We start from the raw sequence: 22,756 nt of genomic DNA on the forward strand, positions 1-22,756 counted from the left end.
CGAGTTCGGCGAGGTCAGCCGGCGCAGTAGCCGAGGGTGACGGTCGAGCGCTGCGGCATGTCGCCCTTGCCCGACTGGCTCGTCACCTTCTGACCGCTGCAGCCAGGGTCCGGTGCGAGCTTGACCGTCAGCTGCAGGGCCTGCAGCGAGCTCTGCGCCTCGGAGATCGGCCGCCCGACCACCTCGGGCACGTTCACGAGGCCGTTGGAGATCACGAGGTTCACGGTGCTGCCCGCGTCCACCCGCTGAGCGCCGGTGAGCGGCGTGGGGTCGTCGTCGATCGTGACCGCGATCACCTGGCCCGCGGGCACGTTCGGCGAGTACGCCTGGGTGCTGGTGCCGTAGACGAGCCCGGCTTCGCCGATCTTGGCGATCGCGTCCTGCTCGGCGAGGTAGGTGAGAGCGGGGAGCGACACCGACGGCGGCCCGGTCGAGACGTAGACGTCGATCGTCTCGCCGCGGTTCACGCGCGTGCCCGGCTCGATGCTGGTCGAGATGATCACACCCGCCGCCACATCCGCGTCGGCCTGATCGACGCGGTCGGGGGTCAACCCCGCGTCGGTGAGGGTCTGCATCCCGGCCTCGGCCTGCTGTCCCGCGACCTTCGGCACCTCGATCGAGGTGCCGGCAGCGAGGTCGGTGGGCGAGAGGCTGAACACCCAGAACATGGCGGCCACGATGATGACGACCATGACCGCGATCCCGCCCCAGATCCAGGCCACCGGGGGGCGGCTCTGGGTGCGGGTCGGGCGGTTCTCGTCGTTCGCGAGCCGCCGCAGCGTCGCCTCCGAGGCGGCGGTCGAGTTCGGGTTCACCCCGAACAGCGTCGCGTTGAAGTCGTCGCTCACGGGGGCGCGGTCGGGGACCTTGCCACCCGCCGCCACCTCCAGGTCTGCGCGGAACTCCGCCGCGGTCTGGAACCGGTCGAAGCGGTCCTTCGCGAGCGCGTGCATGACCACCGCGCTCATCGCGGGCGACACGGACGGGTTCACCGCGCCCGGCGGCGTGGGCAGCTCGCTCACGTGCTGGTACGCGACCGCGACCGGGCTGTCGCCCTGGAACGGCGTGCGGCCGGTGAGCAGCTCGTAGAGCACGACGCCGGTGGAGTAGAGGTCGGTGCGCGCATCGACGCTCTCGCCCCGTGCCTGCTCGGGCGAGAAGTAGCTGGCGGTTCCCAGCACCGCGCTGGTCTGCGCGACGTTCGCCGACGACTCGGAGATGGCGCGGGCGATGCCGAAGTCCATGACCTTGATCTGGCCGTTCGGGGTGAGCATGACGTTGCCGGGCTTGATGTCGCGGTGCACCACCCCGGCACGGTGCGAGTACTCGAGCGCCGTGAGGATGCCCGCCGTGATGCGGGCCGCCTCGTCGGCGGCGACCGGCCCGCTGCGGATCAGGTCCGAGAGCAGCTTGCCCTCGATGCGCTCCATGACGATGAAGGGCAGCTGCACCTCGTGGCCGTCCGCACCGCGCACGGTCTCCTCGCCGGCGTCGAAGACCCGCACGATCGTGGGGTGGGCCATGCGGGCGGCGGCCTGCGCCTCCTGGCGGAAGCGGGTGCGGAACGCGGGGTCGGTGGCGAGCGACGGGCGCAGGAGCTTGATGGCGACCCGGCGGTTGAGGCGGGTGTCGAGCCCCTCGTGCACCTCCGCCATGCCGCCGCGACCGAGCAGCTTGCCGATCTCGTAGCGACCGGCGAGCGTGCGAACGCTCTCGATCACCCCATCACTCACGCGGTCAGTCTAGCCGGGGCCCGGCGGGGGTCGATCCGTCGGAAGACGGATCTCAGTTCACGGTGATCGTGACCTGCCCCGACGGCTGGGACGTGATGCCGCTCGCGCAGTTCGCGACGTAGCTCGCCTTCGCCTCGCCCGTGGTGCCCAGCGCGATGTCGATCGAGGTCGCGTTCGCGTCGACGGTCGTGCCGCCGGGTGCGGTCGCGTTCTCCAGCGTGAACGTGTAACCGGTGAGCGCGTAACCCGCGGGGCACGAGGTGTACTTCGCGAACGACAGGGTGATCCCGTCTCCCGGGTCGCCCGTCGTCGACGACGCGGTGGGCGTCGGTGGGGCGACGGGAGCCGGGAAGGCGCCGTAGGCGGTGAGGGTGATCGTGGAGCCCTTGGGCACGTTGCCGACCGGGTCGATGGCCTGCACCGTGTTCACCTTGTCGGGCGACGGGGCCGCGGAACCCTGCACCACGGTGACGCTGAAGTCGGCGCCGGGGATGGAGGTCAGCTTGTCGGATGCCTCGTCGACCGGCAGGCCGACGTAGTCCGCGCGCGTGATCTGCACGGTGTCGGGGGTCTTGCTGGGTGTGGGCGTCTGGCTCGGGGTCGTCGGGGTCGTCGGGGCCGGCGTGGTGGGACCATCGGGGCCGCTCGGCTGCACCGCGAACACGATGATGATCGCGATGAGGGCGACCGCGAGCAGGGAGACGATCGCGATGAGCGGCCACATCCACGGGCTGCGGCGGCGGGTCTCGGGGGTGGGGGTGGTCGCCGTCGGCGCGGCGGACGGCATGATGCGCGTGGCGGCGGTGGACGCGGCGGCCAGGGCGACGGCCCCGGCGGCGACACCCGGCACGGCGGCCGCGGCGCCCGCGACATCGCCGCGCCGCAGGGCCTGCGCGGCCCGGGCCAGGTGGGCGGCCGTCGCCGGACGGTCCTCGGGGCGCTTCGCGATGCACGAGTAGACCAGGTTGCGCACCGGCTCCGAGACGGTCACCGGGAGGTCCGGCGGCGCCTCGTTGATCTGCGCCATCGCGATCGCGACCTGGGACTCGCCGGTGAACGGTCGGCGTCCGGCGAGCGCCTCGTAGGCGACGATGCCGAGGGAGTAGATGTCGGTGGACGGCGAGGCGGGGTGGCCGCTCGCCTGCTCCGGCGAGAGGTATTGCACGGTGCCCATCACCTGACCGGTGGCGGTCAGCGGCACCTGGTCGGCGATCCGCGCGATGCCGAAGTCGGTGATCTTCACGCGCCCGTCGGGCGTGATGAGCAGGTTGCCGGGCTTGATGTCGCGGTGCACGAGCCCCGCCGAGTGGGCGGCCTGCAGCGCGGATGCCGTCTGGGCCACGATGTCGAGCACCCGGTCGGTCGACAGCACCTTCTCGCGCTCGAGCACGGTCGACAGCGCCTCGCCCGGGACGAGCTCCATGACGAGGTAGGCGGAGCCGTCCTCCTCGCCGTAGTCGAAGACGTTCGCGATGCCCTCGTGGTTCACGAGCGCGGCGTGGCGGGCCTCGGCGCGGAAGCGCTCGAGGAAGCCCGGGTCGCCGAGGTACTCGTCCTTCAGGATCTTGATCGCGACGGTGCGTCCGATCACGAGGTCGGTGGCTTGCCACACCTCGCCCATGCCGCCGATCGCGATCCGGCTCGACAGCTGGTATCGCCCCCCGAAGGTGAGCCCGCTCGTGGGTCTCATCTGTTCAGCACCGCCTCTATGACCTTCTTCGCGATCGGACCGGCATTGCCGTTGCCGGATCCGTGTTGACCAAGACCTGCCCCGTCTTCGAGCAGCACCGCGACCGCGACCTGGGGGTCGTCGGCGGGGGCGAATCCGGTGTACCAGAGCGTGTAGGGGTCGTCCTTGCCGTTCTGTGCTGTGCCCGACTTGCCCGCGACGTCGACACCATCGATTCTGGCACCACTGGCCACGCCGCTCGCGACATTGGCGACCATGAGCTGGGTCATGGTCGCGGCCACCTCGGCGCTGATCGGGTGCCCGTACACGGTCGGGGCGAAGTCCTGCAGCACGGACAGATCCGGAGCGGTGACCCGCTGGAGGAGCGTCGGGCTCATGAGCTCTCCCCCGTTCGCGATCGCGGCGGACACCATCGCCACCTGCAGGGGCGTGACCCGGTCGTTGCCCTGCCCGAACGACTGGAGCATCAGCTGCGCCTCGCTCTCCGGCTCGGGGAACACGCTCGGGGTGACCGCCATGGGCACCTGGATGTCGGGGTCCTCGAATCCGTACGCGACCGCCTGGTCGTGGATGGTGTCGTAGCCGAGCTGCGAGCCGAGGTTCGCGAACGGGATGTTGCACGACAGGCGCAGCGCCGTCGCGATGCTCGTGGTCTCGCCGCCCCCGCACGCACTGCCGCCCGAGTTGGTGATCGTCGTGCTGGTGCCGGGGAGCACGAAGCTCGGCGGGTTCGGCAGCTGGCTGTCGGGCGTGTAGTCGCCGCTCGAGAGCGCCGCCGACGACATGACGAGTTTGAAGGTCGAGCCCGGCGGGTTCAGATCGCCCGCGATGGTGCGGTTGACCAGCGGCTCCGTCGGGTCGGTGAGCAGCTGGTCGTAGTTGGCCAGCACATCCGACTGCACGTGACCCGCGAGGAGGTTCGGGTCGAACGAGGGCTTCGACACCATCGCGAGGATGCGGCCGGTCGACGGCTCGATCGCCACGATCGCGCCCTGGAGATCGCCGAGCGCATCCCACGCCGCCTGCTGCACGACCGGGTCGATCGTGGTCTGCACGGTGGCGCCGCGGGGGTTCTGGCCCGTCAGGATGGCGTTCAGGCGGTCGAGGAACTGCTCGTTCGCCCGCCCGCTCAGGTAGTCGTTGAGGGCGCCCTCGAGTCCGGTGTTCTCGCCGTTGAGGGTGAAGTAGCCGGTGACGGGCGCGTACAGCTCACCCTGCGGGTACACCCGCTGGTACTTGTACTGGTCGCTGCTCGCGACGGACTGCGCGATGACCGTGTCCCCCGCGAGGATCTGGCCGCGCTCGACCGAGAAGCTCGCGTAGAGGGTGCGCACGTTGCGGGAGTCGGCCTGCAGCGACTCCTGCTGCACGACCTGGATGACGGTGGTCGAGGTGCACAGCGCGAGGAACATCGCGAGGATGAGCACGCTGACGCGGCGGAGCTCCTTGTTCACGCCCCACCCCCGTCGACGACCGCGTGCGGCTGCTGCCGGACCGAGTCGGAGAGCCGCAGCAGCAGGGCGACGATGAGCCAGTTGGCGACGAGCGACGAGCCGCCCGCCGCCAGGAACGGGGTCGTGAGACCGGTGAGGGGGATGATCCGCGTGACGCCCCCGATCACGATGAAGACCTGCAGGCCCACCACGAACGAGAGGCCGACCGCGAGCAGGCGGCCGAAGTCGTCCTGACCGGCCACGCCGATGCGGAAACCGCGGGCCACGAAGATCAGGTAGAGGCACAGGATGGCGAAGACGCCGATCAGTCCGAGCTCCTCGCCGAGGCTCGCGATGATGTAGTCGCTCTCGGCGAGCGGCACCAGGTCGGGGCGACCCCGGCCGAGGCCGGTGCCGATGAGACCGCCGTCGGCGAGGCCGAAGATGCCCTGCACCAGCTGGTAGCTGCCGCCGTCGCGGTCGTAGACCTCGGGGTTGAAGGCGTCGAGCCAGTTCTCGAACCGCGCCGCGACGTAGGGGAGCAGACGGGCGGCCACCCAGGCGCCCCCCGCGAACAGCGCGAGCCCGATCAGGATCCAGCTGGCCCGCCCCGTCGCCACGTAGAGCATCACGAGGAAGAGGCCGAAGTACAGCAGCGCGGTGCCGAGGTCCCGCTGGATGACGATGACGCCCATCGACAGCACCCAGACCACCAGGATCGGGCCGAGGTCGCGGGCGCGCGGCAGGCGCAGCCCGAGGAACGTGCGCCCGACCATGGAGAGCGAGTCGCGCGCCGTGACGAGGTACCCGGCGAAGAAGATCGCCAGCAGGATCTTCGCGAACTCGCCCGGCTGGAACGAGAAGACTCCGATCCGCACCCAGACGTCGGCGTTGGCCCCGGTCTCGCCGATCACGGGGATGACCGGCAGCAGCAGCAGCACGACGCCGAGGAACATCGCGATGTAGCGGTAGCGCTGCAGCACCCGGTGGTTGCGCACGAGCAGCAGGCCGGCGATCGCGATGGCGATGGCGATGGCGGCCCAGACAACCTGCCGCACGCCGTAGGCCGCCCATCCGTCGTGGCCCTCGGCGATGTCGAGGCGGTGGATCATGGCGACGCCGAGTCCCGTCAGCACGGTCGCGATCGGCACCACGAACGGGTCGCCCTCGGGCGCCACGACGCGCTCGACGAGGTGCAGCACGAGAACGAGCACGACGGGGATCCCGCACAGCGCGAACATGGCGGCGTCGATCTCGCCGACCGCCCCCAGGTCGACGAGGGCGAGCGCCGCCGCCGAGGTCGCGAGCGCGACGAGCAGCAACAGCAGCTCCAGGTTGCGCAGTCGCGCCGGCGTGCGCAACCGGATGCGGATGGTCGTGGTGATCGGCGCGGAGCCCTGCGTCGCGGGCCCGCCGATCGCGCTCGTCTGCGGGGCGCTCACGTCAATCCCCCGCCGCCGCCGACAGACGGTCGACGATGTCGTGCGCGTCGCGCAGGCTGTCGGCGCTGATCGTCGCCTCGACGGCCTCCTGCTGGTAGGTCGGCAGATCGTCGACCGGGATCGAGGTGGTCTGGTACACGTGCGACAGCGAGATCGGCCCGATCGACTGCTGCACCCCCTGGAAGATGGCGACGTTGCCGCCGTCGACGCCGACGTAGTAGTGCATCTGGGTCCAGCGGTAGCCGAGCCAGCCGGCCAGCACGATGGCCGCCGCGGCGAGGCCCACCCCGACGCCCCACAGGATCCGGCGGCGGATGGCGCGGCGGCGGTCCTCCTCGATGAGCTCGTCGAGGTAGCTCTCGCTCTCCGGTTCGAAGTGGGCGTCCTCCGGCGGCACCGCCTTGAGCGGGTGCAGCAGCAGGGTGGGGAGGCGGATGGGGCGCCGCACCTCCTCCTCCTCCTTGCCGAAGGTGAGCGGATGCGCCGCCGAGCCGACGAAGATCGGCGGGGCGCCGGATGCCCCGTCGGAGTCGTCGATGTCGACGAGCACCACCGTGACGTTGTCGGGCGCGCCGTGGTCGAGGCTCTCCTTGACGAGACGGTCCGCCGCGCCCTGCGCGGTGCGGATGGTGCCGAGCACCTGGGTCATCTTCTCTTCGGTGACGTAGCCGGAGAGGCCGTCGGAGCAGATCAGCCAGCGGTCGCCGGGCTGCAGGTCGAGGATCGCCGTGTCGATCTCGGGGGAGGCGTCGACGTCGCCGAGCACCCGCATGAGCACCGCCCGGCGGGGGTGCACGGCGGCCTCCTCGGGGGTGATGCGGCCCGACTCGACCAGACGCTGCACGAAGGTGTGGTCGGTGGTGATCTGCTCGAGCTCGCCGCCCCGGAAGCGGTACACGCGCGAGTCGCCGATGTGCGCGAGGGCGAGCTTGTCGTGCACGCGCGCCAGGGCCGACACGGTCGTGCCCATGCCGGTGAGCTCGTTGTGGTCGAAGACGGTCTCGGCGAGCAGCCCGTTCGCGGCGATCAGCGCGGACTCGAGCGCGGCGACCGCATCCTCCGGGGTGGCGTACGGGTGGTCGGCCTCGGCGATCCGCTGGGCGGCGATGTGGCTCGCGACGTCGCCGCCCGCGTGCCCGCCCATCCCGTCGGCCACCAGGTACAGATTCCGGCCGAGGTAGCCGGAGTCCTGGTTGCTCGCGCGGATCTTCCCGACGTGGGAGACGGCCGCGCTCGTGGGGATGGTCGCCACAGGCCTACCGCCGGAGCTCGAAGCTCGTGGTGCCGATGGTGACCGTGGAGCCGAGCGGCACGGGGGTGGGAAGGGTCACGCGCGATCCGTCCAGGAACGTGCCATTGGTCGAGTCTAGGTCTTGGATCACCCACTCGTCGTTCCACAGCATGAGGCGTGCGTGGTGGGTGGAGGTGTAGTCGTCGCGGATCACGAGACCGGACTCGCTCGAGCGCCCGATGGTCAGCTGCTCGGTCGGCAGCTCGATCTCCATGCCCTCCTTGGGCCCGGAGGTGATGACGAGCCGCCGCGGCGTGGCGCCGCTCGCGTGCGGTTGCGCACGGACCGGCTCGGTGACGGCGGCCGCCGGGGGAGTCGCGACGGCCACGGGGAGCGGCGTGGCCGGGAACGTCTCGGGGGCGGCCTGCGGGGGCAGCTTGCGTGCGCGGTGCCCGAACAGGTCGGAGCGCAGGGCGTAGACGACCATGAACACGAACGCCCACATCAGGATGAGGAAGCCGATGCGCAGCACCAGCAGGGTCAGCTCGCTCATCGGGCGCTCCCCCCGTCGGGTCGCGACAGCTCGGCCGCCTGCGCGAGCACGCGGAAGACGATGCGGGTGCGTCCGATCTCGATCACCGAGTCGGGCTGCAGCACCGCCTGGGTGACGGGCTGCCCGTTGAGCTTGGAGCCGTTGGTCGACCCGAGGTCGTTGACCTGACCGCGGGTGCCGTCCCACAGGATCTCGACGTGCTTGCGGGAGGTGCCGGTGTCGTCGAGGGTGATGTCGGCATCCGACCCCCGACCGATCACGGTGCGACCCTTCTTCAGCGGGTAGCGCTTGCCCGCGATGTCGAGCACCGGGGTCCAGGCGACCTCGCCCTTCAGGTTCTCCGACTCGATGCGCACGATCCCGGCCGAGAGGCTCTCGTCGCGCTGCAGGCGGATGTCGATGCCGCCCGCGAAGGAGTAGTGCTGCGCGGTCGCGTGCTGCTGCACGAGCTGCGTGAACTCGTCGACGAGGGCGGGACCGAGGCCCGTCATGCGCTCGTGGTCGGACGGCGACAGCCGCACGGTGAAGCGGTTGGGCACCAGGATCCGGTCGCGCGAGACGACGGCCGCCTTGGTGTCGAGCTCCCGGCGCAGGGCCGCGGTCACCTCGAGAGGCTGCAGCCCGCTCTTGAAGGTCTTGGCGAACGCGCCGCCCACGACGCGCTCCAAGCCCTTCTCGAATTCGTCGAGAATCCCCAAGGGTCTCCTCTCGGCAGGCGCTGCGGCACCTGATGGCTCTCTCGGACTCTCCGATGGTAGTCGGCAGACGCCGCCGGAGTGTCCGACGACGGGTGAGGCCGTGTCGTACGCGAGGGTGATTCGGATGTGCGGACCGGTCGGTGCGCCCCCGGGCTCCGCGGATCGGACGCACGGCATCCGCATGGTAGTCTCGCTTGGCTGATCCGCTCCGGCGGGTCGCACGCGCGAGTGGCGGAATTGGCAGACGCGCTGGCTTCAGGTGCCAGTGCCCGCAAGGGCGTGGGGGTTCAAGTCCCCCCTCGCGCACCACCCGAGGCCCCGGACCGATGAGGTTCGGGGCCTTTCTCGTCGGTGCCTACTCCTCCGTTGGGATCGGCTCGGCGGGGAGCTTGCGCACCTTGGCGCGGCGGCGGCGGCGCTCGGGGATCATCGAGCGCATCTCCTCGAGCTTGCCGAAGCACAGCAGGCGGTCGCCGGACTCGAGCAGCTGGCCCTTGCGCGGGTTCGGGATCACGGTCGCGCCGCGGTGCAGGGTGAGCACCGTGATGTCGCGCTCCCAAAGCCCCGACTCCCCGAGCGTCTTGCCGACGAGCTCGGCGTTGGTGTGCACGAGCAGCTCGGCGACGCCGTAGCCCGTCGAGACGGAGAGGCGCTGGCGCACGTCGATCTCGGGGAACGCCACCTGCCCGGCGATGTAGTCGATGATGGCGCCCGCGACATCCAGCTGGGTGGCCGCCTCGATGCCCTGGAGGCCGGGCGAGGAGTTGACCTCCATCACGAGCGGGCCGTCGTCGCCCTCGAGCATGTCGACGCCCGCCACGCGCAGGCCCATGATCTGAGCCGAACGCACCGCCGCCTGCGCGTACTCGGGGGTCAGCTCGACGCTCTCGACGCTGCCTCCCCGGTGCACGTTGGAACGGAACTCGTCGCCCTTCGCGGTGCGGCGCATCGCCGCCACCACGCGGTCGCCGACGACGAGGGCGCGGATGTCGCGTCCGCGGCTCTCCGAGACGAAGTGCTGGATCAGCACGTTCTGGTTCGTCGACTGCAGCGTCTCGATGATCGCCTCGGCCGTCTTCACCTCGGGGGCGAGGATCACGCCGATGCCCTGGGTGCCCTCGAGCAGCTTGATGACCACCGGGGCGCCGCCCACCCGCTCGATCGCGGGGCGCACATCCGCGCGGTTGCGCACGAAGGTGGTCGCCGGCATGCCGATGTTGTGGCGGGACAGGATCTGGGTGGCCCGCAGCTTGTCGCGTGCGTTCGAGATGCCGTTGGCGGTGTTGGGCGTGTAGACGTCCATCTGCTCGAACTGGCGCACCACGGCCGTGCCGAAGTAGGTGATCGAGGCGCCGATGCGGGGCAGGATCGCGTCGTAGTCGCTCAGCGGCTTGCCGCGGTACTGCAGGTCGGGTTCGTCGCCCGACAGGTCGATGCCGAAACGGAGCGTGTTGAGCACCCGCACCTCGTGCCCGCGTTGCTGGGCGGCGGTGCGCAGGCGCTGCGTCGAGTAGGCGCGCGGCGCACGCGAGAGGATCGCGAGTTTCATGGGTGAGGGCCTGCCAAGATGGTGCGGTGAGCGAGAGAACCCATTCAAACACCCTCGCGGGGTGGCGCGAATGGGTGCAACTGCCGGGTGTGGGCGTTCCCTGGATCAAGGCCAAGCTCGACACGGGCGCCCAGACCTCGTCGATCCACGCCTACGACGTCGAGGCGTTCGATCGCGACGGGGTCGCGTGGGTGCGGTTCCGCATCCGTCCGTGGCAGCGGTCCGAATCCGACGAGGTCGCCGTCGAGTGCCCCGTGCACGACGTGCGCCGGGTGCGCAGCTCGTCGGGGCACGTCGACGAGCGCTTCGTCGTGATCATGCGGCTGCTGCTCGTCGGGCACGAGGTCGACGCCGAGGTGACCCTGTCGAATCGCGACGCGATGGGGTTCCGGATGCTGATCGGCCGGGAGGCGCTCAGCCGCGGGATCGTCGTCGACTCGGCGCGCTCCTTCCTCGGAGATCGCGCGCCGCGCCCGATGCGCCGCCGCAACCGCGGCGACGCGTAGCGTCGGGCGCATGCGCACCCCCGCCGGCTACCTGCGCGGCATCCGCCATCCGGAGGCCTTCCACGGACGCGGGGCGGGCACCCCGTTCTTCGAGGGCTGGTACATCAAGCTGCTGAGCGCCGACCGCGCGCACCGCTGGGCGGTGATCCCCGGCGTCTTCCGCGGCGTCGGCGACGACGAGGTGCGCGACGAGGCCTTCGTGCAGGTGCTCGACGGGCTGACCGGGCGCTCCTGGTACCACCGCTTCGAGGTGGACGCGCTCACGGCATCCGACACGCGCTTCGACGTGAGCATCGGCGGCAACCGCTTCGACCCGAGCGGAGTGACCCTCGACCTGCCGCAGCTGCGCGGCCGACTCGAGTACACCTCCGCGCTCGTACCCTTCCCCTCCCCCGGGATCATGGGGCCGTACGGCTACGTGCCCGCGATGGAGTGCTTCCACGGGATCGTGTCGTTCGGGCACGGTCTCGCGGGCGAGCTCGAGGTCGAGGGCGAACGGGTGACGTTCGACGGCGGCCGCGGGTACATCGAGAAGGACTGGGGGCGATCGTTCCCCGCCGGCTACGTGTGGGCCGCCAGCAACCACGTCGACGCGGACCCGGATGCCTCGCTCGTCGCCTCGGTCGCGATCATCCCGTGGATGGGCCGCGCGTTCCGCGGCACGATCATCGCGTTCCGCCACAGCGGGCGGCTGCACACCTGGGCGACCTGGAACCGGTCGCGGGAGCGATCGCTGACGATCGACGACAGTCGCGTGCGGTGGAGCGTCGAGGGTCGCGACGGCGTGCTCGAGCTCGAGGCGGAGCGGGTGCGCGGGGGGCTGCTGCACGCGCCGCTGCGCACCGCGCAGCACGAGCGCGTCGAGGAGACGCTCGACGCCCACATCCGGTTCCGGCATCTGGCGCCGGACGGCTCGGTGCTGCTCGAGGGGGTCGCGGAGTGCGCGGGTCTCGAGGTGTTCGGCGACATCGACGGGCTGCTCGCCCTCTGAGTCAGCCGACGGCCGTCGTCACGAGTTCGGCGATCCGCTTCTCGTCGGCGGCCGTCAGCTCGTTCGTGAGGGCGTAGGCGGTCGGCCACATGGTGCCGTCGTCGAGGTGCGCGGGGTCGTTGAAGCCGAGGGTCGAGTAGCGGGCCTTGAACTTCTTCGCGTCCTGGAAGAACAGCACGTTCTTGCCGTTCAGGTAGTAGGCGGGCATGCCGTACCAGAGCTTGGGGGCGAGTTCCGGCGCCGTCGCCGTGACGACCGCGTGGATGCGTTCGGCGAGGGCGCGATCCGCGGGATCCATCGCCGCGATCTTGTCGAGCACGGCCTGCAGGTCGTCTTCGGGGGTGCTCTTCTTCGCGCGGCGCACCTCGGCGGCGTGCTCCTTCATCGCGGCGCGCTCCTCCGCGTTGAACGCGCTCGTGTTCTTCGTCGTCTCAGCCATGCGGTCAGGCTACGCGGGGGCCCGTGATGGGGGCTTCTCCGATCCTGATCGACGGCACGGGCGGCGAAACCGTCACGCGGCGGGAGCAGTGACTCCCGCCGCGTGTGCGGTACTCCGTCCGGTGGCGCGGTTTCTCCCGCCGCTCGGCACGCGGATGCGGCGGCGACTCAGTCCGCGAGGATGAGGTACAGCGCCCGGCGCGCCTCGTCGAGCTTCTCGATCGCGGCTGCGCGCTGGGCGTCGCTGGCGGCGTGGTGGAACTGCCCCACGACGCCCATGAGCTTGCCCACGCTCTGCTGGAACGCCAGCTCCTGCTCGCTGCGCTTGGGTGCGCCCGACTCCCACGCGCGGGAGAGCTCGTCGGCGTTCTCCTTCACGTAGGCCTCGCCGGACTCGGTGAGCGCGTACTCGGTGCGCCGCCCCTCGCCCTGCGCCTCGATGAGCTCCTCGTCGACGAGCTGCTGGAGCGTCGGGTAGACCGAGCCGGGGCTCGGACGCCAGCCGCCACCGGTGCGCTCGGCGATCGTCTTGATGATGCTGTAGCCGTTCGAGGGCGCCTCGGAGAGCACCGAGAGGATGACGGCGCGGATGTCTCCGCGCCCGGCGCGACCCCTGCCGCGGCCGCCCCAGGGGCCGGGGCCGAAACCGGGGCCGAACGGCGGCATGCCGCGCAGGGGGGAGTGTGCACCCCACTCGGCGTGGGGGCCGTGCGCGGCGGGGTCGGTGGGGTCGTGGTGGAACATGGCGTCACGCTCGTGGCGTCGGAAAGCCTTCGGGTTCATGATCGTTCTCCTTTCATTGACCATGCATCGCGAGGTATCGCGACAGGTCGACGATATATCGTTAAGTATCGCCGCGCAAGTCATGGTGGAAATCGAGCAAGTGTCGGCGTATCGTGTCGCGCATCCGGGGGGACGTGACGAGCCCCTCCCTACGACTCGATGGTGAGGAGGAGGTCATGGAGCCGGCCGACGGCGTCGTGAGCGACGCTGTCATCCACGAACGACACATCTGGCGCAGCGCCCTGATCGGCGCCGCGTCACTGGTCGGAGTCGGCCTCATGGTGCTCCTCGCTCCCCAGCCCGCCCATGCCGACGACGGCCACGGGCTGCTCGGCGGGGTCGTCGACACGACGGTCTCGACCGTCACCACGGTCGTCGAACCCGTCGTGCCGAGCCTTCCCGCGGTGCGCGAGGTGCCGATCGTCGGCGACGTCGTCGGATCGGTCGTCGACAGCGCCCCCGTGTCCGCCGTGGTGACACCGGTGGCCGACCTCGTGGACGGGATCGCGGGAGACACCGTGGGCTCCCTGCCGATCGTCGGCGATGTGCTCGGCGACACGCCCGTCGGGAGCGTCGTCGACCCGGTGACCTCGACCGTCGACGACACCCTCGTCGACGTCGTCGGCACCCCCCGCCCGGGCTCGGGCGACGGGGCCGGCGACGGCGTCGGAGCGGGCGACGGCACCACCCCGAGCCCCGCGATCTCGGGGATCGTCGGGGTCTTCCGGGCCTCCGAACTGGCCGCCGACACGGTGCTCGCGCACCTGCCGCAGGCCGCAGCGACCATCGTGGCCGGCGCCGAGGGCCTCACCGAGGGGCCCGTGAGCGCTCCGGGCGACATCGCGCCCGCCTCCGCAGTCACGGCGGGAGGCGCGCCGATCGGCGCCGCAGCCGCCGTGCTCGGCGCCGGTCTCCTGCTTCTTCTCGCGCGAGGGCGACTGCGCCCCGCGATCCTCCGGGCGCCTCCATCGCCCGTCTACGGCACCGACACCTCGCCCGACTGACGAGGGACGAGTCCGCCCGCTGCACCGCAACGGGAGGACCACGTTCCGCCGCGCCCAACCGGACGCGACGTCGATCGATCAGGCGAAGGAGCCGGAATCATGAACAAGTACGTCTCGCGTGGACTGTGGACAGTCCTCGTCACGGGGGGCTTCATGGCCCTCGGAGTCGGCGTCGCGCACGCCGACAGCGGAACCTCCGGGCAGGACGGCGTGGCCTCGGGCACGCAGGGCATCCTCGGCATCGAGCTGCCCGTGCAGCTCGGCGGGAACGCCATCTCGGTGCTCGGCGACGCCCACAGCTCGGGCGCCTCGACCAGCTCGTCGTCGGGGGGATCGACCCCCTCGGGCGCCACGAGCGGGTCGGACTCGGTGGCGGGCGGCACGCAGGTGCTCGCCGACCTCGGGCTTCCCGTCACGCTCGGCGGGAACGCCATCTCGGTGCTCGGCGACGCGTCGAGCTCCGGTTCCGGGACCGCGCCGGCCGGGTCGGGGGGCTCGGCCGGCGCCTCCGGCACCACCGACGGAACCGACGGCACGCTGTCCGGATCGCAGGTGGGCGCCGGAGTCGGCGCTCCCGTGACCCTGGGGGGCAACTCCATCTCGGTGCTCGGCGATGCGTCGACCTCCGGCTCGGACACGAGCGCGGGGACCGGGTCGACCGGCGGCTCGGCCGGCAGCACCGGCGGGCTCGACAGCATCCTCGGCGGAAGCCAGATCCTCGCGGGGGTCGGAGCGCCGGTGACGCTCGGCGGGAACGCCATCTCGGTGCTGGGGGACGCGTCGAGTGACGGCGCGGGCACCGCATCCGGTTCGGGAGGCTCGACAGGCGACCAGGAGGGGTCGACGAGCGGAACGGACGGGATCCTCGGGGGTACGCAGCTGCTGACCGACCTGGGACTCCCGGTGACGCTCGGCGGCAACGCCATCTCGGTGCTCGGGGACGCCTCGACCGGCGGCTCGGGCACGACCGTCGGCGAGGATCCGGGTGACGACCCCGGTGACGACCCCGGTGACGACCCGGGCGACGACCCCGCCACCGACGACCCCGGTGACGGTGGCGGGACGACCCTGGCGTCGGACGGCGACATCCGGCTCGCGGCGACCGGAGTCGAGGGCGGCATGACCGCGCTCGCCCTGGCCGTGCTGCTGCTGGCCGCCGGCGTCGTGCTGGTCGGCCGCACGGTCGCCCGTCGGCGCTGAGCACCCCGTCCACCGCGGGTCGCGCGGTGTCACTGTGACACCGTGTGACCCGCGGTGACCGTGTGTGACCGGGCACCTCGACGCGGGCCCGCCGGGCGGGGCAGCATGCACGGGTGACCGAGCAGACCCCGCCTCGCCAGATCCGTTTCAACGCGTTCGACATGAACTGCGTCGCCCACCAGTCCTCCGGGATGTGGCGGCATCCCGACGACCGTTCCGCCAGCTACAAGGACATCGAGTACTGGACGGGCCTCGCCCGGCTGCTCGAGCGGGGCACCTTCGACGGGGTGTTCATCGCGGATGTGCTGGGCACCTACGACGTCTACGGCGGCACCAACGAGGCTGCCATCCGCAACGGCGCGCAGGTGCCGGTGAACGACCCCGTGCTGCTCGTGTCGGCGATGGCCGCGGTCACGACGCACCTCGGATTCGGGGTGACCGCGGGAACCGCGTACGAGCATCCGTACCCGTTCGCCCGGCGCATGGCGACGCTCGACCACCTCACCAAGGGACGCGTGGGCTGGAACGTCGTCACCGGCTACCTGCCGAGCGCCGCCCGGAACCTCGGACACGACGACCAGCTCGAGCACGACGACCGCTACGACCAGGCCGACGAGTACCTCGAGGTGCTCTACAAGCTGTGGGAGGGGTCGTGGGAGGACGACGCCGTCGTGCGCGATCGCGAGACGGGTGTGTTCACCCGCCCCGAGAAGGTGCACGAGATCCGGCACGCCGGGAAGCACTACACCGTGCCGGGGATCGCGATCACCGAGCCGTCGCCGCAGCGCTCCCCCGTGATCTACCAGGCGGGCGCCTCGCCCCGCGGGATCGCGTTCGCGGCGGGCAACGCCGAGGCGATCTTCGTGGCGGCGCCCACGAAGGAGGTGCTGAAGTCGACGGTCGCGCGCATCCGCGACGCGCTCGAGGCGGCAGGGCGCGACCGCTACGCGGCGCGCATCTACACGCTCATCACGATCGTGACCGACGAGACGGATGAGAAGGCCGAGGCGAAGTACCGGGACTATCTGCGGTACGCCTCCCCCGAGGGCGCCCTCGTGTTCATGTCGGGGTGGATGGGGATCGACCTGGCGCAGTACGCGCTCGACGAACCGGTCGGCAACGTCGAGTCGAACGCGATCCGCTCCGTGATCCAGAACTACGAGGAGTCGGCGGCGAACGGCGAGGAGTTCACGGTGCGGGACATCGCCGTGGGCGGCGCGATCGGCGGCCTCGGGCCGACGTTCGTCGGGGGCGCGTCGACGATCGCCGACCGTCTGCAGGACTGGGTGGACTACACCGACGTGGACGGGTTCAACCTCGCCTACGCGATCACGCCCGGCACCTTCGAGGACATCGTCGATTTCATCGTCCCCGAGCTGCAGCGGCGGGGCGCCTACCCGACCTCCTACGTCGACGGCACGCTGCGGCACAAGCTGCACGGCGCGGGCGACCGGCTTCCGGACGACCACCAGGGCTCGCGCTACCGGATCGGCGGCGACCTCTCCACGGCCGTCGCCACCACCTCGGAGCGCGCCGCCGTCGGGGTGTAGCCCCGCGCGGGCGGGCGCGTTGCCGGTCGTCCGTCGCGCCGGTACCGTCGGCTCATGAGATTCCCTCTGCTCGGGGTCGCGCTCGCGTCCGCCCTCCTGCTGAGCGGGTGCGCCGCAACCGCGACTGCGACGCCCACCCCGGACGTCGTCGATGCCGAGGTCGACTGGGATGCCGCTTTCGGTGCCTTCGTCGACGAGCACGGGGAGCGCCCCGCGCCGGTGCCGTACACCGACGCCGCGGTCGAGACCGCCCGGCTGGCGGCATCGACGGACCGCGCCTGGGAGGGAGTGCTCGCGTCGCACCCGGACGCCGTCCCGCCCCAGACGGCCTTCGTGCACTGGTCGACCGCGGAGGATCATCTCGACCTGGAATCCGACGTGAACCGATGCCTGGTCGAAGCGGGTGCCCGGCTGTCCGTCGGTGCCGACTCCGAGGGGAACCCGAGCGGCGTCGAGATGTCGTACCCGCCGGACGCGTACGAAGAGGTGTTCGCGTGCACCTCGTCGGCCTACCCCGATCGTCCGCTCGACGGGAGCGCGGGCGGCGGGTGGCTGTGGGACTTCGCGAGTGAGTTCCTCATCGCGTGTCTCGAGGCCCACGGCGCACAGCAGGACCCGCTCCCCAGTCGCGATGAGCAGATCGCGTCGGTGTACGAACAGGGCTACGGGTGGGTCCCGCGGTTCCCCGATTCGGCGGATGTCGGACCGGACGTGGACGTGTACACCGCCTGCCACGGCGACGCGATGTGATCCCGCCGCCGAGATGGCGGGAACTCGTGGAGACCTGTCGGATGCGGACGGGGAGCGCGGGGTGGTCGGCGGCTAGCGTCGGGGCATGACCGACACGCGCACCGCATCCGTCTCGCCGCTCACGACCGTCGAGCGCGAAGCGGCGATCGCCCACTTCGCCGCCAAGCTGCGCTTCGAGACCGACGCCTCGGACGTCGCCGCCGCCCTCGCCGCGGGTGAGCGCCTCGTGCTGGTCGACACCCGCAACCACGCCTCGTGGCACCAGGGGCACGCGGCGGGCGCGATCCACATGCCCCGGCTGGAGGTCGCCGACCGCGCGCCCGCCGAGATCCCGCTCGACACCCCGGTCGTCGTCTACTGCTGGAGCCCCGGGTGTAACGGCGCCGACAAGGCGGCGCTCGAGTTCGCGAAGCTCGGCTACGAGGTGCGCCTGATGATCGGCGGCTTCGAGTACTGGGCGCGCGAGGGCTACGACGTCGAGTCGGACGCCGGCCCCGTGATCCGCGGCGTCGACGCGCTGGTCGGCCCGGTGGCGCTCGACGACTGCGGCTGCTGAGCCCGCGGCGCAACCCCCTCGACCGCGCCCGGTCGCACGCGTAGCGTTTCGGAGATGCCGCGCATCGCATCCGTCGCCCCTGTGCTCCCCGAGCACGCCTCCAGCCAGGAGGCGATCGCGGCCGAGCTGGGCCCGCTCGTGACCGCGGACCCGGCGCAGCGCGCCCTGCTCGAGCGCCTCCACGCATCCGCGGGCGTACGCACCCGGCGCACCGCACTGCCCCTCGCCGCCTACCGCGACCTCGGCGACTTCGGCGCCGCGAACGACGCCTGGATCCGCGAGGGCACCGCCCTCGCCGCGGAGGCCGCGACGCGCGCACTCGACCGGGCGGGTCTCGCACCCGACGAGGTCGACTTCCTGCTCTTCACCTCCGTGACCGGGGTGTCGGCCCCGTCGCTCGACGCCGCCCTCGTTCCGGCGCTCGGCATGCGCGCCGACGTCAAGCGCCTGCCGTCGTTCGGGCTCGGATGCGTCGCGGGCGCCGCGGGCCTGGCCCGGGTCGCCGACTACCTCGTCGGCCACCCGGACGACGTCGGCTTGCTGATCTCGGTCGAGCTCTGCTCGCTGACCCTGCAACGCGACGACGCCTCGGTGGGGAATCTGGTGGCGACCGGGCTCTTCGGCGACGGGGCGGCGGCCGCGGTGCTCGTCGGGGATCGTCGGGGCGAGGCGCTCGCCGCGGACGCAGCCCCCCTCGGCCCCGAGATCGTCGGCAGCCGGAGCGCCCTCTACCCGGACACGGTGAACGCGATCGGCTGGGAGGTGGGTGCGACCGGGTTCCGCATCGTGCTGTCGGCCGAGGTTCCGGCGGCGGTCGAGAGGCACATCGCGGCCGGAGTCGACGGCCTGCTCGGCGAGCACGGGCTCGACCGCACCGACGTCGACCTGTGGATCGCGCATCCGGGCGGCCCGAAGGTGATCGACGCGTTCGGATCGCGCATCCGGGCGGCCCGAAGGTGATCGACGCGTTCGCGCGGGCGCTCGGGCTCGGCGATGCGCAGCTCGAGGCCAGCCGGCGCTCGCTCGCCGAGGTCGGCAACCTCTCGAGCGCATCGGTGCTCTTCCTGCTCGAGGAGGCGCTCGTGCAGGCGCCGGGCACCCGCGGCGTGCTCTTCGCGGTGGGCCCGGGGGTCACCGCGGAGTGCGTGCTGTTGGAGTGGCGATGATCGCGTACACGCTGCTCATCCTCGCCACCGGTGGCGAGCGGGTCGTCGAACTCGTCATCTCGCGACGGAACGCGGCGTGGGCCGCGGCGCGGGGCGGCGTCGAGTCGGGTCGTCGCCACTTCCCGGCGATGGTGCTGCTGCACACCGGGATGCTGCTCGGATGCCTCGCCGAGGTGTGGCTGCTGGGGCACCCCTTCCTGCCGTGGCTCGGCTGGCCGATGCTCGTCGTCGCGCTCGCGTGCCAGGCGGGCCGCTACTGGGTCATCGCCTCGCTCGGGCGGCAGTGGAACACGCGCGTGATCGTCGTCCCCGGGATGCCCCTCTCGCGGCGGGGTCCCTACCGCTGGGCCTGGCTGCGGCATCCGAACTACTGGATCGTCGCGATCGAGGGCGTCGCGCTGCCCCTCGTGCACACCGCGTGGATCACGGCCGTGGTGTTCACGGTGCTGAACGCGGTGCTGCTGCTCGGGTTCCGCATCCCGACCGAGGAGCGCGCGCTCGCGGCGGCGGCGCCGCGTGAACCGGGGGCGTCGTGAGCGACGCGGAGCTGCTCGTGGTGGGAGGCGGGCCCGTGGGGCTCGCGACGGCCATCGAGGCGCGCCTGGTCGGCATCGACGCACTCGTCGTCGAGCCGCGGGAGGGCGTGATCGACAAGGCCTGCGGGGAGGGTGTGATGCCCGGTGCGGGCGCCGTGTTCGGTCGGCTCGGCATCGCACCGCGCGCCGTGCCCATCTCCGGCATCGACTACCGCGACGACCGACGATCCGTGCAGCACCGCTTCGCCCGCGGGCCCGGGTTCGGGGTGCGGCGGACGGAGCTCCATCGCGCGCTGCTCGAGCGGGCCGAGCAGCTCGGCGTGCGGCGGCGTGCGGCCCGCGCGGAGGAGGTGCGCAGCGGCGAAGACGGGGTCGTCGTGCGCACCTCGGACGGCCGGACCCTGCGCGCGGACTGGGCCGTCGGCGCCGACGGACTGCACTCCCCGGTCGCGCGCGCGCTCGACCTCGCCGTCCCCGAGCCGGCGCGGGGTCGCCGCTACGGCCAGCGCCGCCACTACCGCATCCAGGCGTGGACCGATCTGGTCGAGGTGCACTGGGTGGCCGACGGCGAGTTCTACGTCACGCCGTTGGCGGACGGGCTCGTCGGCGTCGCCCTGCTCGCCCGCCGCGGCATCCGCTTCGACGACGCCCTCGCCCGCGCGCCCCGGCTGCGCGAGCGACTGGACGGCGCGACCCCCGCGAGCGGGCTCCGCGGCGCGGGGCCGTTCCGGCAGCGCACGCGCGCCCGGACCCGGGGGCGCACGCTGCTCGTCGGCGACGCATCCGGCTACGTCGACGCCCTCACCGCCGAGGGGCTGCGGATCGGTTTCGCGCAGGCGGGTCTCGCCGTGCAGGCGATCCGGGCGCAGGACGCCGCGCGCTACGAGCGCGAGTGGCTCGCCACGACGCGCGAGTTCCGGGTGATGACCGAGCGGCTCGTGCGCGTCGCGTCGTCGCCCCTGCGCGGTCTCGTCGTGCCGACGGCCGCGCGGTTCCCCGGGCTCTACGCGCGGGCGGTGGAGCGGATCGCGCGCTGACGACCCCCGCTCAGAGGCCGAGCGCGGCGAGCAGCTCCCCGGCGGTCTCGACGACCGCGACCGCCCCCTCCGCCTCCTCCGGCGCACCGTAGCCCCAGCCCACGAAGATCGTCGGCACCAGGTGCTCGGCGGCGCCCTCCACGTCGTGCACCCGGTCGCCGATCATGAGGGGGCGCGTGCGCACGTCGACGCCGCGGGCCGCGAGACGCCGCAGCGCCTCCGCCACGACATCCGCCTTGTCGCTGCGGGTCTCGTCCTCCGAGGCGCCCGTGATCTCGGTGAACGCGTCGGAGAGCCGGATGCGGTCGAGGATCGCGTGCGCCGCCGACTCGGGCTTCGAGGTGGCGAGCGAGATCGGGAGGCCGGCCCGCTGGATCACGCGGATCGCCTCCGGCACCCCCGGATACGCGCTCGCCTCGAAGACGCCGACCTCGCGGTAGCGCTCGCGGTAGATCGCGAGGGCGTAGCGCGACTCGTCCTCGTCGAGTCCCGCGAAGTCGCGGAACGATTCGAGGATCGGCGGCCCGATCCACTTCATGAGCTCCTCGACGGGCGGCACCGGCATCCGGAGGTGCTCGTAGGTGTAGGCGAGGGTCGACAGGATGCCGGGCGCCGAGTCGACGATGGTGCCGTCCAGGTCGAACAGCACGGCGGTGGGGCGGGGGGTCATGTGTCTCTCGGGGGTCAGAACAGCCGCGCGTGACCGGTCTCGAGGCCGCGCATGGTGTCGTAGTCGAGCAGCAGGCAGCGGATGCCGCGATCCTCGGCGAGGGTGCGCGCCTGCGGCTTGATCTCCTGGGCGGCGAAGACGCCCGTGACCGGGGCGAGCAGCGGGTCGCGGTTCATGAGCTCGAGGTAGCGGGTCAGCTGCTCGACGCCGTCGATGTCGCCGCGCCGCTTGATCTCGACGGCGACGCTCGCGCCGTCCGGATCCTTCGCGAGGATGTCGACGGGGCCGATCGCGGTCATGTACTCGCGCCGCACGAGGGTGTGCCCCTCCCCCAGCAGCTCGATCTGCTCGGCGAGCAGGCGCTGCAGGTCCGCCTCGACGCCGTCCTTCTGCAGTCCCGGGTCGACGCCGAGCTCGTGGCTCGAGTCGTGCAGGATCTCGTGGATGGAGATCACGAGCAGGTCGGCGGTCTTCGGGTTGGCGACGCGCCACAGCTCGACGACTCCGGCGGCGGCGCGCTCCTCGTCGACCTCGTCGAGGGTGAACGTGGTGGGCGGGCTCATCCAGTTGAGGGGCTTGTAGCTCAGCGAGTCGGAGTGCACGAGCACCGATCCGTCGGCCTTCACCACGAGCAGGCGGGTCGCGAGCGGCAGGTGCGCCGAGAGCCGCCCGGCGTAATCCACCGAGCATCGGGCCACCACGAGACGCACCCGTCGAGTCTAGGTGGGTGCAGACATGTCTCGGGCCGGAGGGACACCCGCGTGCGGGTGTCTGCGGGGGCGCAGACATGTCTGCGCGCACAATGGGGGCGTGCGCGGGTACACGGCGGATGAGGTGCGGGCGGCGGAGGCGCCGCTGCTCGCCGCCGGGGTGCCGCTCATGGCGCGCGCGGCCGCGGGGCTCGCCGACGCCGTCTCCGCCGAGCTGAGCGCGCGCGGCGTGCCCGTGCACGAGGCGCGGGTGCTGCTGTTCGTGGGGTCGGGCGACAACGGCGGCGACACCCTCCACGCCGGCGCCGTGCTCGCGGGGCGCGGCGCCGACGTCGACTACGTGCCCCTCGGGTCCCGGGTGCATCGCGAGGGCGAGGTCGCCGCGCTCGCGGCGGGGGCGACCCGCATCGACGACGCCCCGCACGGACCCGAGTTCCTGGGGGCTGTCGCCGCGGCGGACGCGGTCCTCGACGGGATCGTCGGCATCGGCGCGACCGGCAGGCCCCGCGACCCGGCCGCGGCTGCGGTCG

At 72.0% G+C, this 22,756-nt stretch carries 24 protein-coding genes and 1 tRNA gene; 13 read left to right on the forward strand and 12 right to left on the reverse strand.

Going from position 1 to position 22,756, the window contains the following annotated elements; genetic code table 11:
- Window positions 1–14: 14 nt before the first annotated feature.
- The 7 genes from pknB to NUH29_RS11235 are packed head-to-tail and all read right to left on the reverse strand — an operon-like array spanning window position 15 to window position 8,780.
- Window positions 15–1,733: a Stk1 family PASTA domain-containing Ser/Thr kinase gene (gene pknB / locus NUH29_RS11205; RefSeq protein ID WP_308445772.1), complete on the reverse strand. Its 1,719-nt coding sequence runs from the start codon at window positions 1,731–1,733 to the stop codon at window positions 15–17.
- A 52-nt stretch (window positions 1,734–1,785) separates the two neighbouring features.
- Window positions 1,786–3,423, reverse strand: a complete 1,638-nt coding sequence (locus tag NUH29_RS11210; protein ID WP_258799217.1) for a protein kinase domain-containing protein — start codon at window positions 3,421–3,423, stop codon at window positions 1,786–1,788.
- Window positions 3,420–4,877, reverse strand: a complete 1,458-nt coding sequence (locus NUH29_RS11215) for a peptidoglycan D,D-transpeptidase FtsI family protein (protein WP_258799219.1) — start codon at window positions 4,875–4,877, stop codon at window positions 3,420–3,422. The genes NUH29_RS11210 and NUH29_RS11215 overlap by 4 nt, the downstream gene beginning before the upstream one ends.
- Complete coding sequence (locus NUH29_RS11220; RefSeq protein ID WP_373317453.1) at window positions 4,874–6,274, reverse strand: FtsW/RodA/SpoVE family cell cycle protein; 1,401 nt, start codon at window positions 6,272–6,274, stop codon at window positions 4,874–4,876. The genes NUH29_RS11215 and NUH29_RS11220 overlap by 4 nt, the downstream gene beginning before the upstream one ends.
- Window positions 6,275–6,299: 25 nt before the next feature.
- Window positions 6,300–7,550, reverse strand: coding sequence for a PP2C family protein-serine/threonine phosphatase (locus NUH29_RS11225; RefSeq protein ID WP_258799220.1), 1,251 nt, complete (start codon window positions 7,548–7,550; stop codon window positions 6,300–6,302).
- A 4-nt stretch (window positions 7,551–7,554) separates the two neighbouring features.
- Window positions 7,555–8,082 (reverse strand): FHA domain-containing protein FhaB/FipA, encoded by a 528-nt coding sequence (locus NUH29_RS11230; RefSeq protein WP_258799221.1) that lies wholly within the window; start codon window positions 8,080–8,082, stop codon window positions 7,555–7,557.
- Entirely contained in the window at window positions 8,079–8,780 is a 702-nt protein-coding gene (locus tag NUH29_RS11235) for an FHA domain-containing protein (RefSeq protein WP_258799222.1), read from the reverse strand. Before NUH29_RS11235 ends, NUH29_RS11230 begins: the two co-directional genes overlap by 4 nt.
- A 222-nt stretch (window positions 8,781–9,002) precedes the next feature.
- Between NUH29_RS11235 and NUH29_RS11240 the strand changes: the two genes are divergently transcribed.
- Window positions 9,003–9,089, forward strand: a tRNA-Leu gene (locus NUH29_RS11240).
- A 46-nt stretch (window positions 9,090–9,135) separates the two neighbouring features.
- Here the strand turns inward: NUH29_RS11240 and NUH29_RS11245 are convergent.
- Entirely contained in the window at window positions 9,136–10,329 is a 1,194-nt protein-coding gene (locus NUH29_RS11245) for a RimK family alpha-L-glutamate ligase (RefSeq protein WP_258799223.1), read from the reverse strand.
- A gap of 26 nt (window positions 10,330–10,355) precedes the next feature.
- Between NUH29_RS11245 and NUH29_RS11250 the strand changes: the two genes are divergently transcribed.
- Window positions 10,356–10,835, forward strand: coding sequence for an ATP-dependent zinc protease family protein (locus NUH29_RS11250; protein ID WP_258799224.1), 480 nt, complete (start codon window positions 10,356–10,358; stop codon window positions 10,833–10,835).
- 10 nt (window positions 10,836–10,845) lie between these two features.
- The gene (locus tag NUH29_RS11255) at window positions 10,846–11,826 is read left to right on the forward strand and encodes a tocopherol cyclase family protein (protein WP_258799225.1); all 981 of its coding nucleotides are present in this window, start codon (window positions 10,846–10,848) and stop codon (window positions 11,824–11,826) included.
- A gap of 1 nt (window position 11,827) precedes the next feature.
- On the opposite strand, the gene NUH29_RS11260 is transcribed toward NUH29_RS11255, so the two are convergent.
- The gene (locus NUH29_RS11260; RefSeq protein ID WP_258799229.1) at window positions 11,828–12,265 is read right to left on the reverse strand and encodes an iron chaperone; all 438 of its coding nucleotides are present in this window, start codon (window positions 12,263–12,265) and stop codon (window positions 11,828–11,830) included.
- 167 nt (window positions 12,266–12,432) lie between these two features.
- A complete protein-coding gene (locus NUH29_RS11265) occupies window positions 12,433–13,008 on the reverse strand; it encodes a PadR family transcriptional regulator (protein WP_373317454.1) in 576 nt (191 codons plus the stop codon).
- Between the two features lie 215 nt (window positions 13,009–13,223).
- Between NUH29_RS11265 and NUH29_RS11270 the strand changes: the two genes are divergently transcribed.
- The 9 genes from NUH29_RS11270 to NUH29_RS11310 all read left to right on the forward strand — a co-directional run bounded on the left by NUH29_RS11270 (window position 13,224) and on the right by NUH29_RS11310 (window position 20,846).
- Window positions 13,224–14,051: a hypothetical protein gene (locus tag NUH29_RS11270; RefSeq protein WP_258799231.1), complete on the forward strand. Its 828-nt coding sequence runs from the start codon at window positions 13,224–13,226 to the stop codon at window positions 14,049–14,051.
- A gap of 99 nt (window positions 14,052–14,150) precedes the next feature.
- Window positions 14,151–15,251: a hypothetical protein gene (locus tag NUH29_RS11275; protein WP_258799232.1), complete on the forward strand. Its 1,101-nt coding sequence runs from the start codon at window positions 14,151–14,153 to the stop codon at window positions 15,249–15,251.
- Window positions 15,252–15,364: 113 nt separating this feature from the next.
- Window positions 15,365–16,801 (forward strand): LLM class flavin-dependent oxidoreductase, encoded by a 1,437-nt coding sequence (locus tag NUH29_RS11280; RefSeq protein WP_258799233.1) that lies wholly within the window; start codon window positions 15,365–15,367, stop codon window positions 16,799–16,801.
- A 54-nt stretch (window positions 16,802–16,855) separates the two neighbouring features.
- The gene (locus NUH29_RS11285) at window positions 16,856–17,551 is read left to right on the forward strand and encodes a hypothetical protein (RefSeq protein ID WP_258799234.1); all 696 of its coding nucleotides are present in this window, start codon (window positions 16,856–16,858) and stop codon (window positions 17,549–17,551) included.
- Between the two features lie 85 nt (window positions 17,552–17,636).
- Window positions 17,637–18,107 (forward strand): rhodanese-like domain-containing protein, encoded by a 471-nt coding sequence (locus tag NUH29_RS11290; RefSeq protein ID WP_258799235.1) that lies wholly within the window; start codon window positions 17,637–17,639, stop codon window positions 18,105–18,107.
- A 54-nt stretch (window positions 18,108–18,161) separates the two neighbouring features.
- Entirely contained in the window at window positions 18,162–19,067 is a 906-nt protein-coding gene (locus NUH29_RS11295) for a type III polyketide synthase (RefSeq protein WP_258799236.1), read from the forward strand.
- Window positions 19,064–19,273 carry a 3-oxoacyl-[acyl-carrier-protein] synthase III C-terminal domain-containing protein gene (locus tag NUH29_RS11300; protein ID WP_258799237.1) on the forward strand — a complete coding sequence of 70 codons (210 nt, stop codon included), beginning with the start codon at window positions 19,064–19,066 and terminating at the stop codon, window positions 19,271–19,273. Before NUH29_RS11295 ends, NUH29_RS11300 begins: the two co-directional genes overlap by 4 nt.
- Window positions 19,270–19,809, forward strand: coding sequence for an isoprenylcysteine carboxyl methyltransferase family protein (locus tag NUH29_RS11305; RefSeq protein WP_258799239.1), 540 nt, complete (start codon window positions 19,270–19,272; stop codon window positions 19,807–19,809). The genes NUH29_RS11300 and NUH29_RS11305 overlap by 4 nt, the downstream gene beginning before the upstream one ends.
- On the forward strand, window positions 19,806–20,846 hold the full coding sequence (locus NUH29_RS11310) for an NAD(P)/FAD-dependent oxidoreductase (protein WP_258799241.1): 1,041 nt from the start codon (window positions 19,806–19,808) through the stop codon (window positions 20,844–20,846). The genes NUH29_RS11305 and NUH29_RS11310 overlap by 4 nt, the downstream gene beginning before the upstream one ends.
- A gap of 10 nt (window positions 20,847–20,856) precedes the next feature.
- On the opposite strand, the gene NUH29_RS11315 is transcribed toward NUH29_RS11310, so the two are convergent.
- Window positions 20,857–21,516 carry an HAD hydrolase-like protein gene (locus tag NUH29_RS11315; RefSeq protein WP_258799242.1) on the reverse strand — a complete coding sequence of 220 codons (660 nt, stop codon included), beginning with the start codon at window positions 21,514–21,516 and terminating at the stop codon, window positions 20,857–20,859.
- A 14-nt stretch (window positions 21,517–21,530) separates the two neighbouring features.
- Window positions 21,531–22,226 carry an endonuclease NucS gene (gene nucS, locus NUH29_RS11320; protein ID WP_258799243.1) on the reverse strand — a complete coding sequence of 232 codons (696 nt, stop codon included), beginning with the start codon at window positions 22,224–22,226 and terminating at the stop codon, window positions 21,531–21,533.
- 100 nt (window positions 22,227–22,326) lie between these two features.
- Between nucS and NUH29_RS11325 the strand changes: the two genes are divergently transcribed.
- Window positions 22,327–22,756: NAD(P)H-hydrate epimerase (locus NUH29_RS11325; RefSeq protein WP_308445773.1), on the forward strand; the 430-nt coding region annotated here is incomplete at its 3' end.

This window comes from Protaetiibacter mangrovi (assembly GCF_024752305.1).
In the GTDB taxonomy this organism is placed as follows: domain Bacteria; phylum Actinomycetota; class Actinomycetes; order Actinomycetales; family Microbacteriaceae; genus Homoserinibacter; species Homoserinibacter mangrovi.

What these genes read in the sequence shown, in the direction of transcription:
- NUH29_RS11210 (WP_258799217.1), bottom strand. Translation starts at nt 3,423, where the DNA reads ATGAGACCCACGAGCGGGCTCACCTTCGGGGGGCGATACCAGCTGTCG.
- NUH29_RS11230 (WP_258799221.1), bottom strand. Translation starts at nt 8,082, where the DNA reads ATGAGCGAGCTGACCCTGCTGGTGCTGCGCATCGGCTTCCTCATCCTG.
- NUH29_RS11245 (WP_258799223.1), bottom strand. Translation starts at nt 10,329, where the DNA reads ATGAAACTCGCGATCCTCTCGCGTGCGCCGCGCGCCTACTCGACGCAG.
- NUH29_RS11255 (WP_258799225.1), top strand. Translation starts at nt 10,846, where the DNA reads ATGCGCACCCCCGCCGGCTACCTGCGCGGCATCCGCCATCCGGAGGCC.
- NUH29_RS11260 (WP_258799229.1), bottom strand. Translation starts at nt 12,265, where the DNA reads ATGGCTGAGACGACGAAGAACACGAGCGCGTTCAACGCGGAGGAGCGC.
- NUH29_RS11265 (WP_373317454.1), bottom strand. Translation starts at nt 13,008, where the DNA reads ATGTTCCACCACGACCCCACCGACCCCGCCGCGCACGGCCCCCACGCC.
- NUH29_RS11270 (WP_258799231.1), top strand. Translation starts at nt 13,224, where the DNA reads ATGGAGCCGGCCGACGGCGTCGTGAGCGACGCTGTCATCCACGAACGA.
- NUH29_RS11275 (WP_258799232.1), top strand. Translation starts at nt 14,151, where the DNA reads ATGAACAAGTACGTCTCGCGTGGACTGTGGACAGTCCTCGTCACGGGG.
- NUH29_RS11285 (WP_258799234.1), top strand. Translation starts at nt 16,856, where the DNA reads ATGAGATTCCCTCTGCTCGGGGTCGCGCTCGCGTCCGCCCTCCTGCTG.
- NUH29_RS11290 (WP_258799235.1), top strand. Translation starts at nt 17,637, where the DNA reads ATGACCGACACGCGCACCGCATCCGTCTCGCCGCTCACGACCGTCGAG.
- NUH29_RS11295 (WP_258799236.1), top strand. Translation starts at nt 18,162, where the DNA reads ATGCCGCGCATCGCATCCGTCGCCCCTGTGCTCCCCGAGCACGCCTCC.
- NUH29_RS11305 (WP_258799239.1), top strand. Translation starts at nt 19,270, where the DNA reads ATGATCGCGTACACGCTGCTCATCCTCGCCACCGGTGGCGAGCGGGTC.
- NUH29_RS11315 (WP_258799242.1), bottom strand. Translation starts at nt 21,516, where the DNA reads ATGACCCCCCGCCCCACCGCCGTGCTGTTCGACCTGGACGGCACCATC.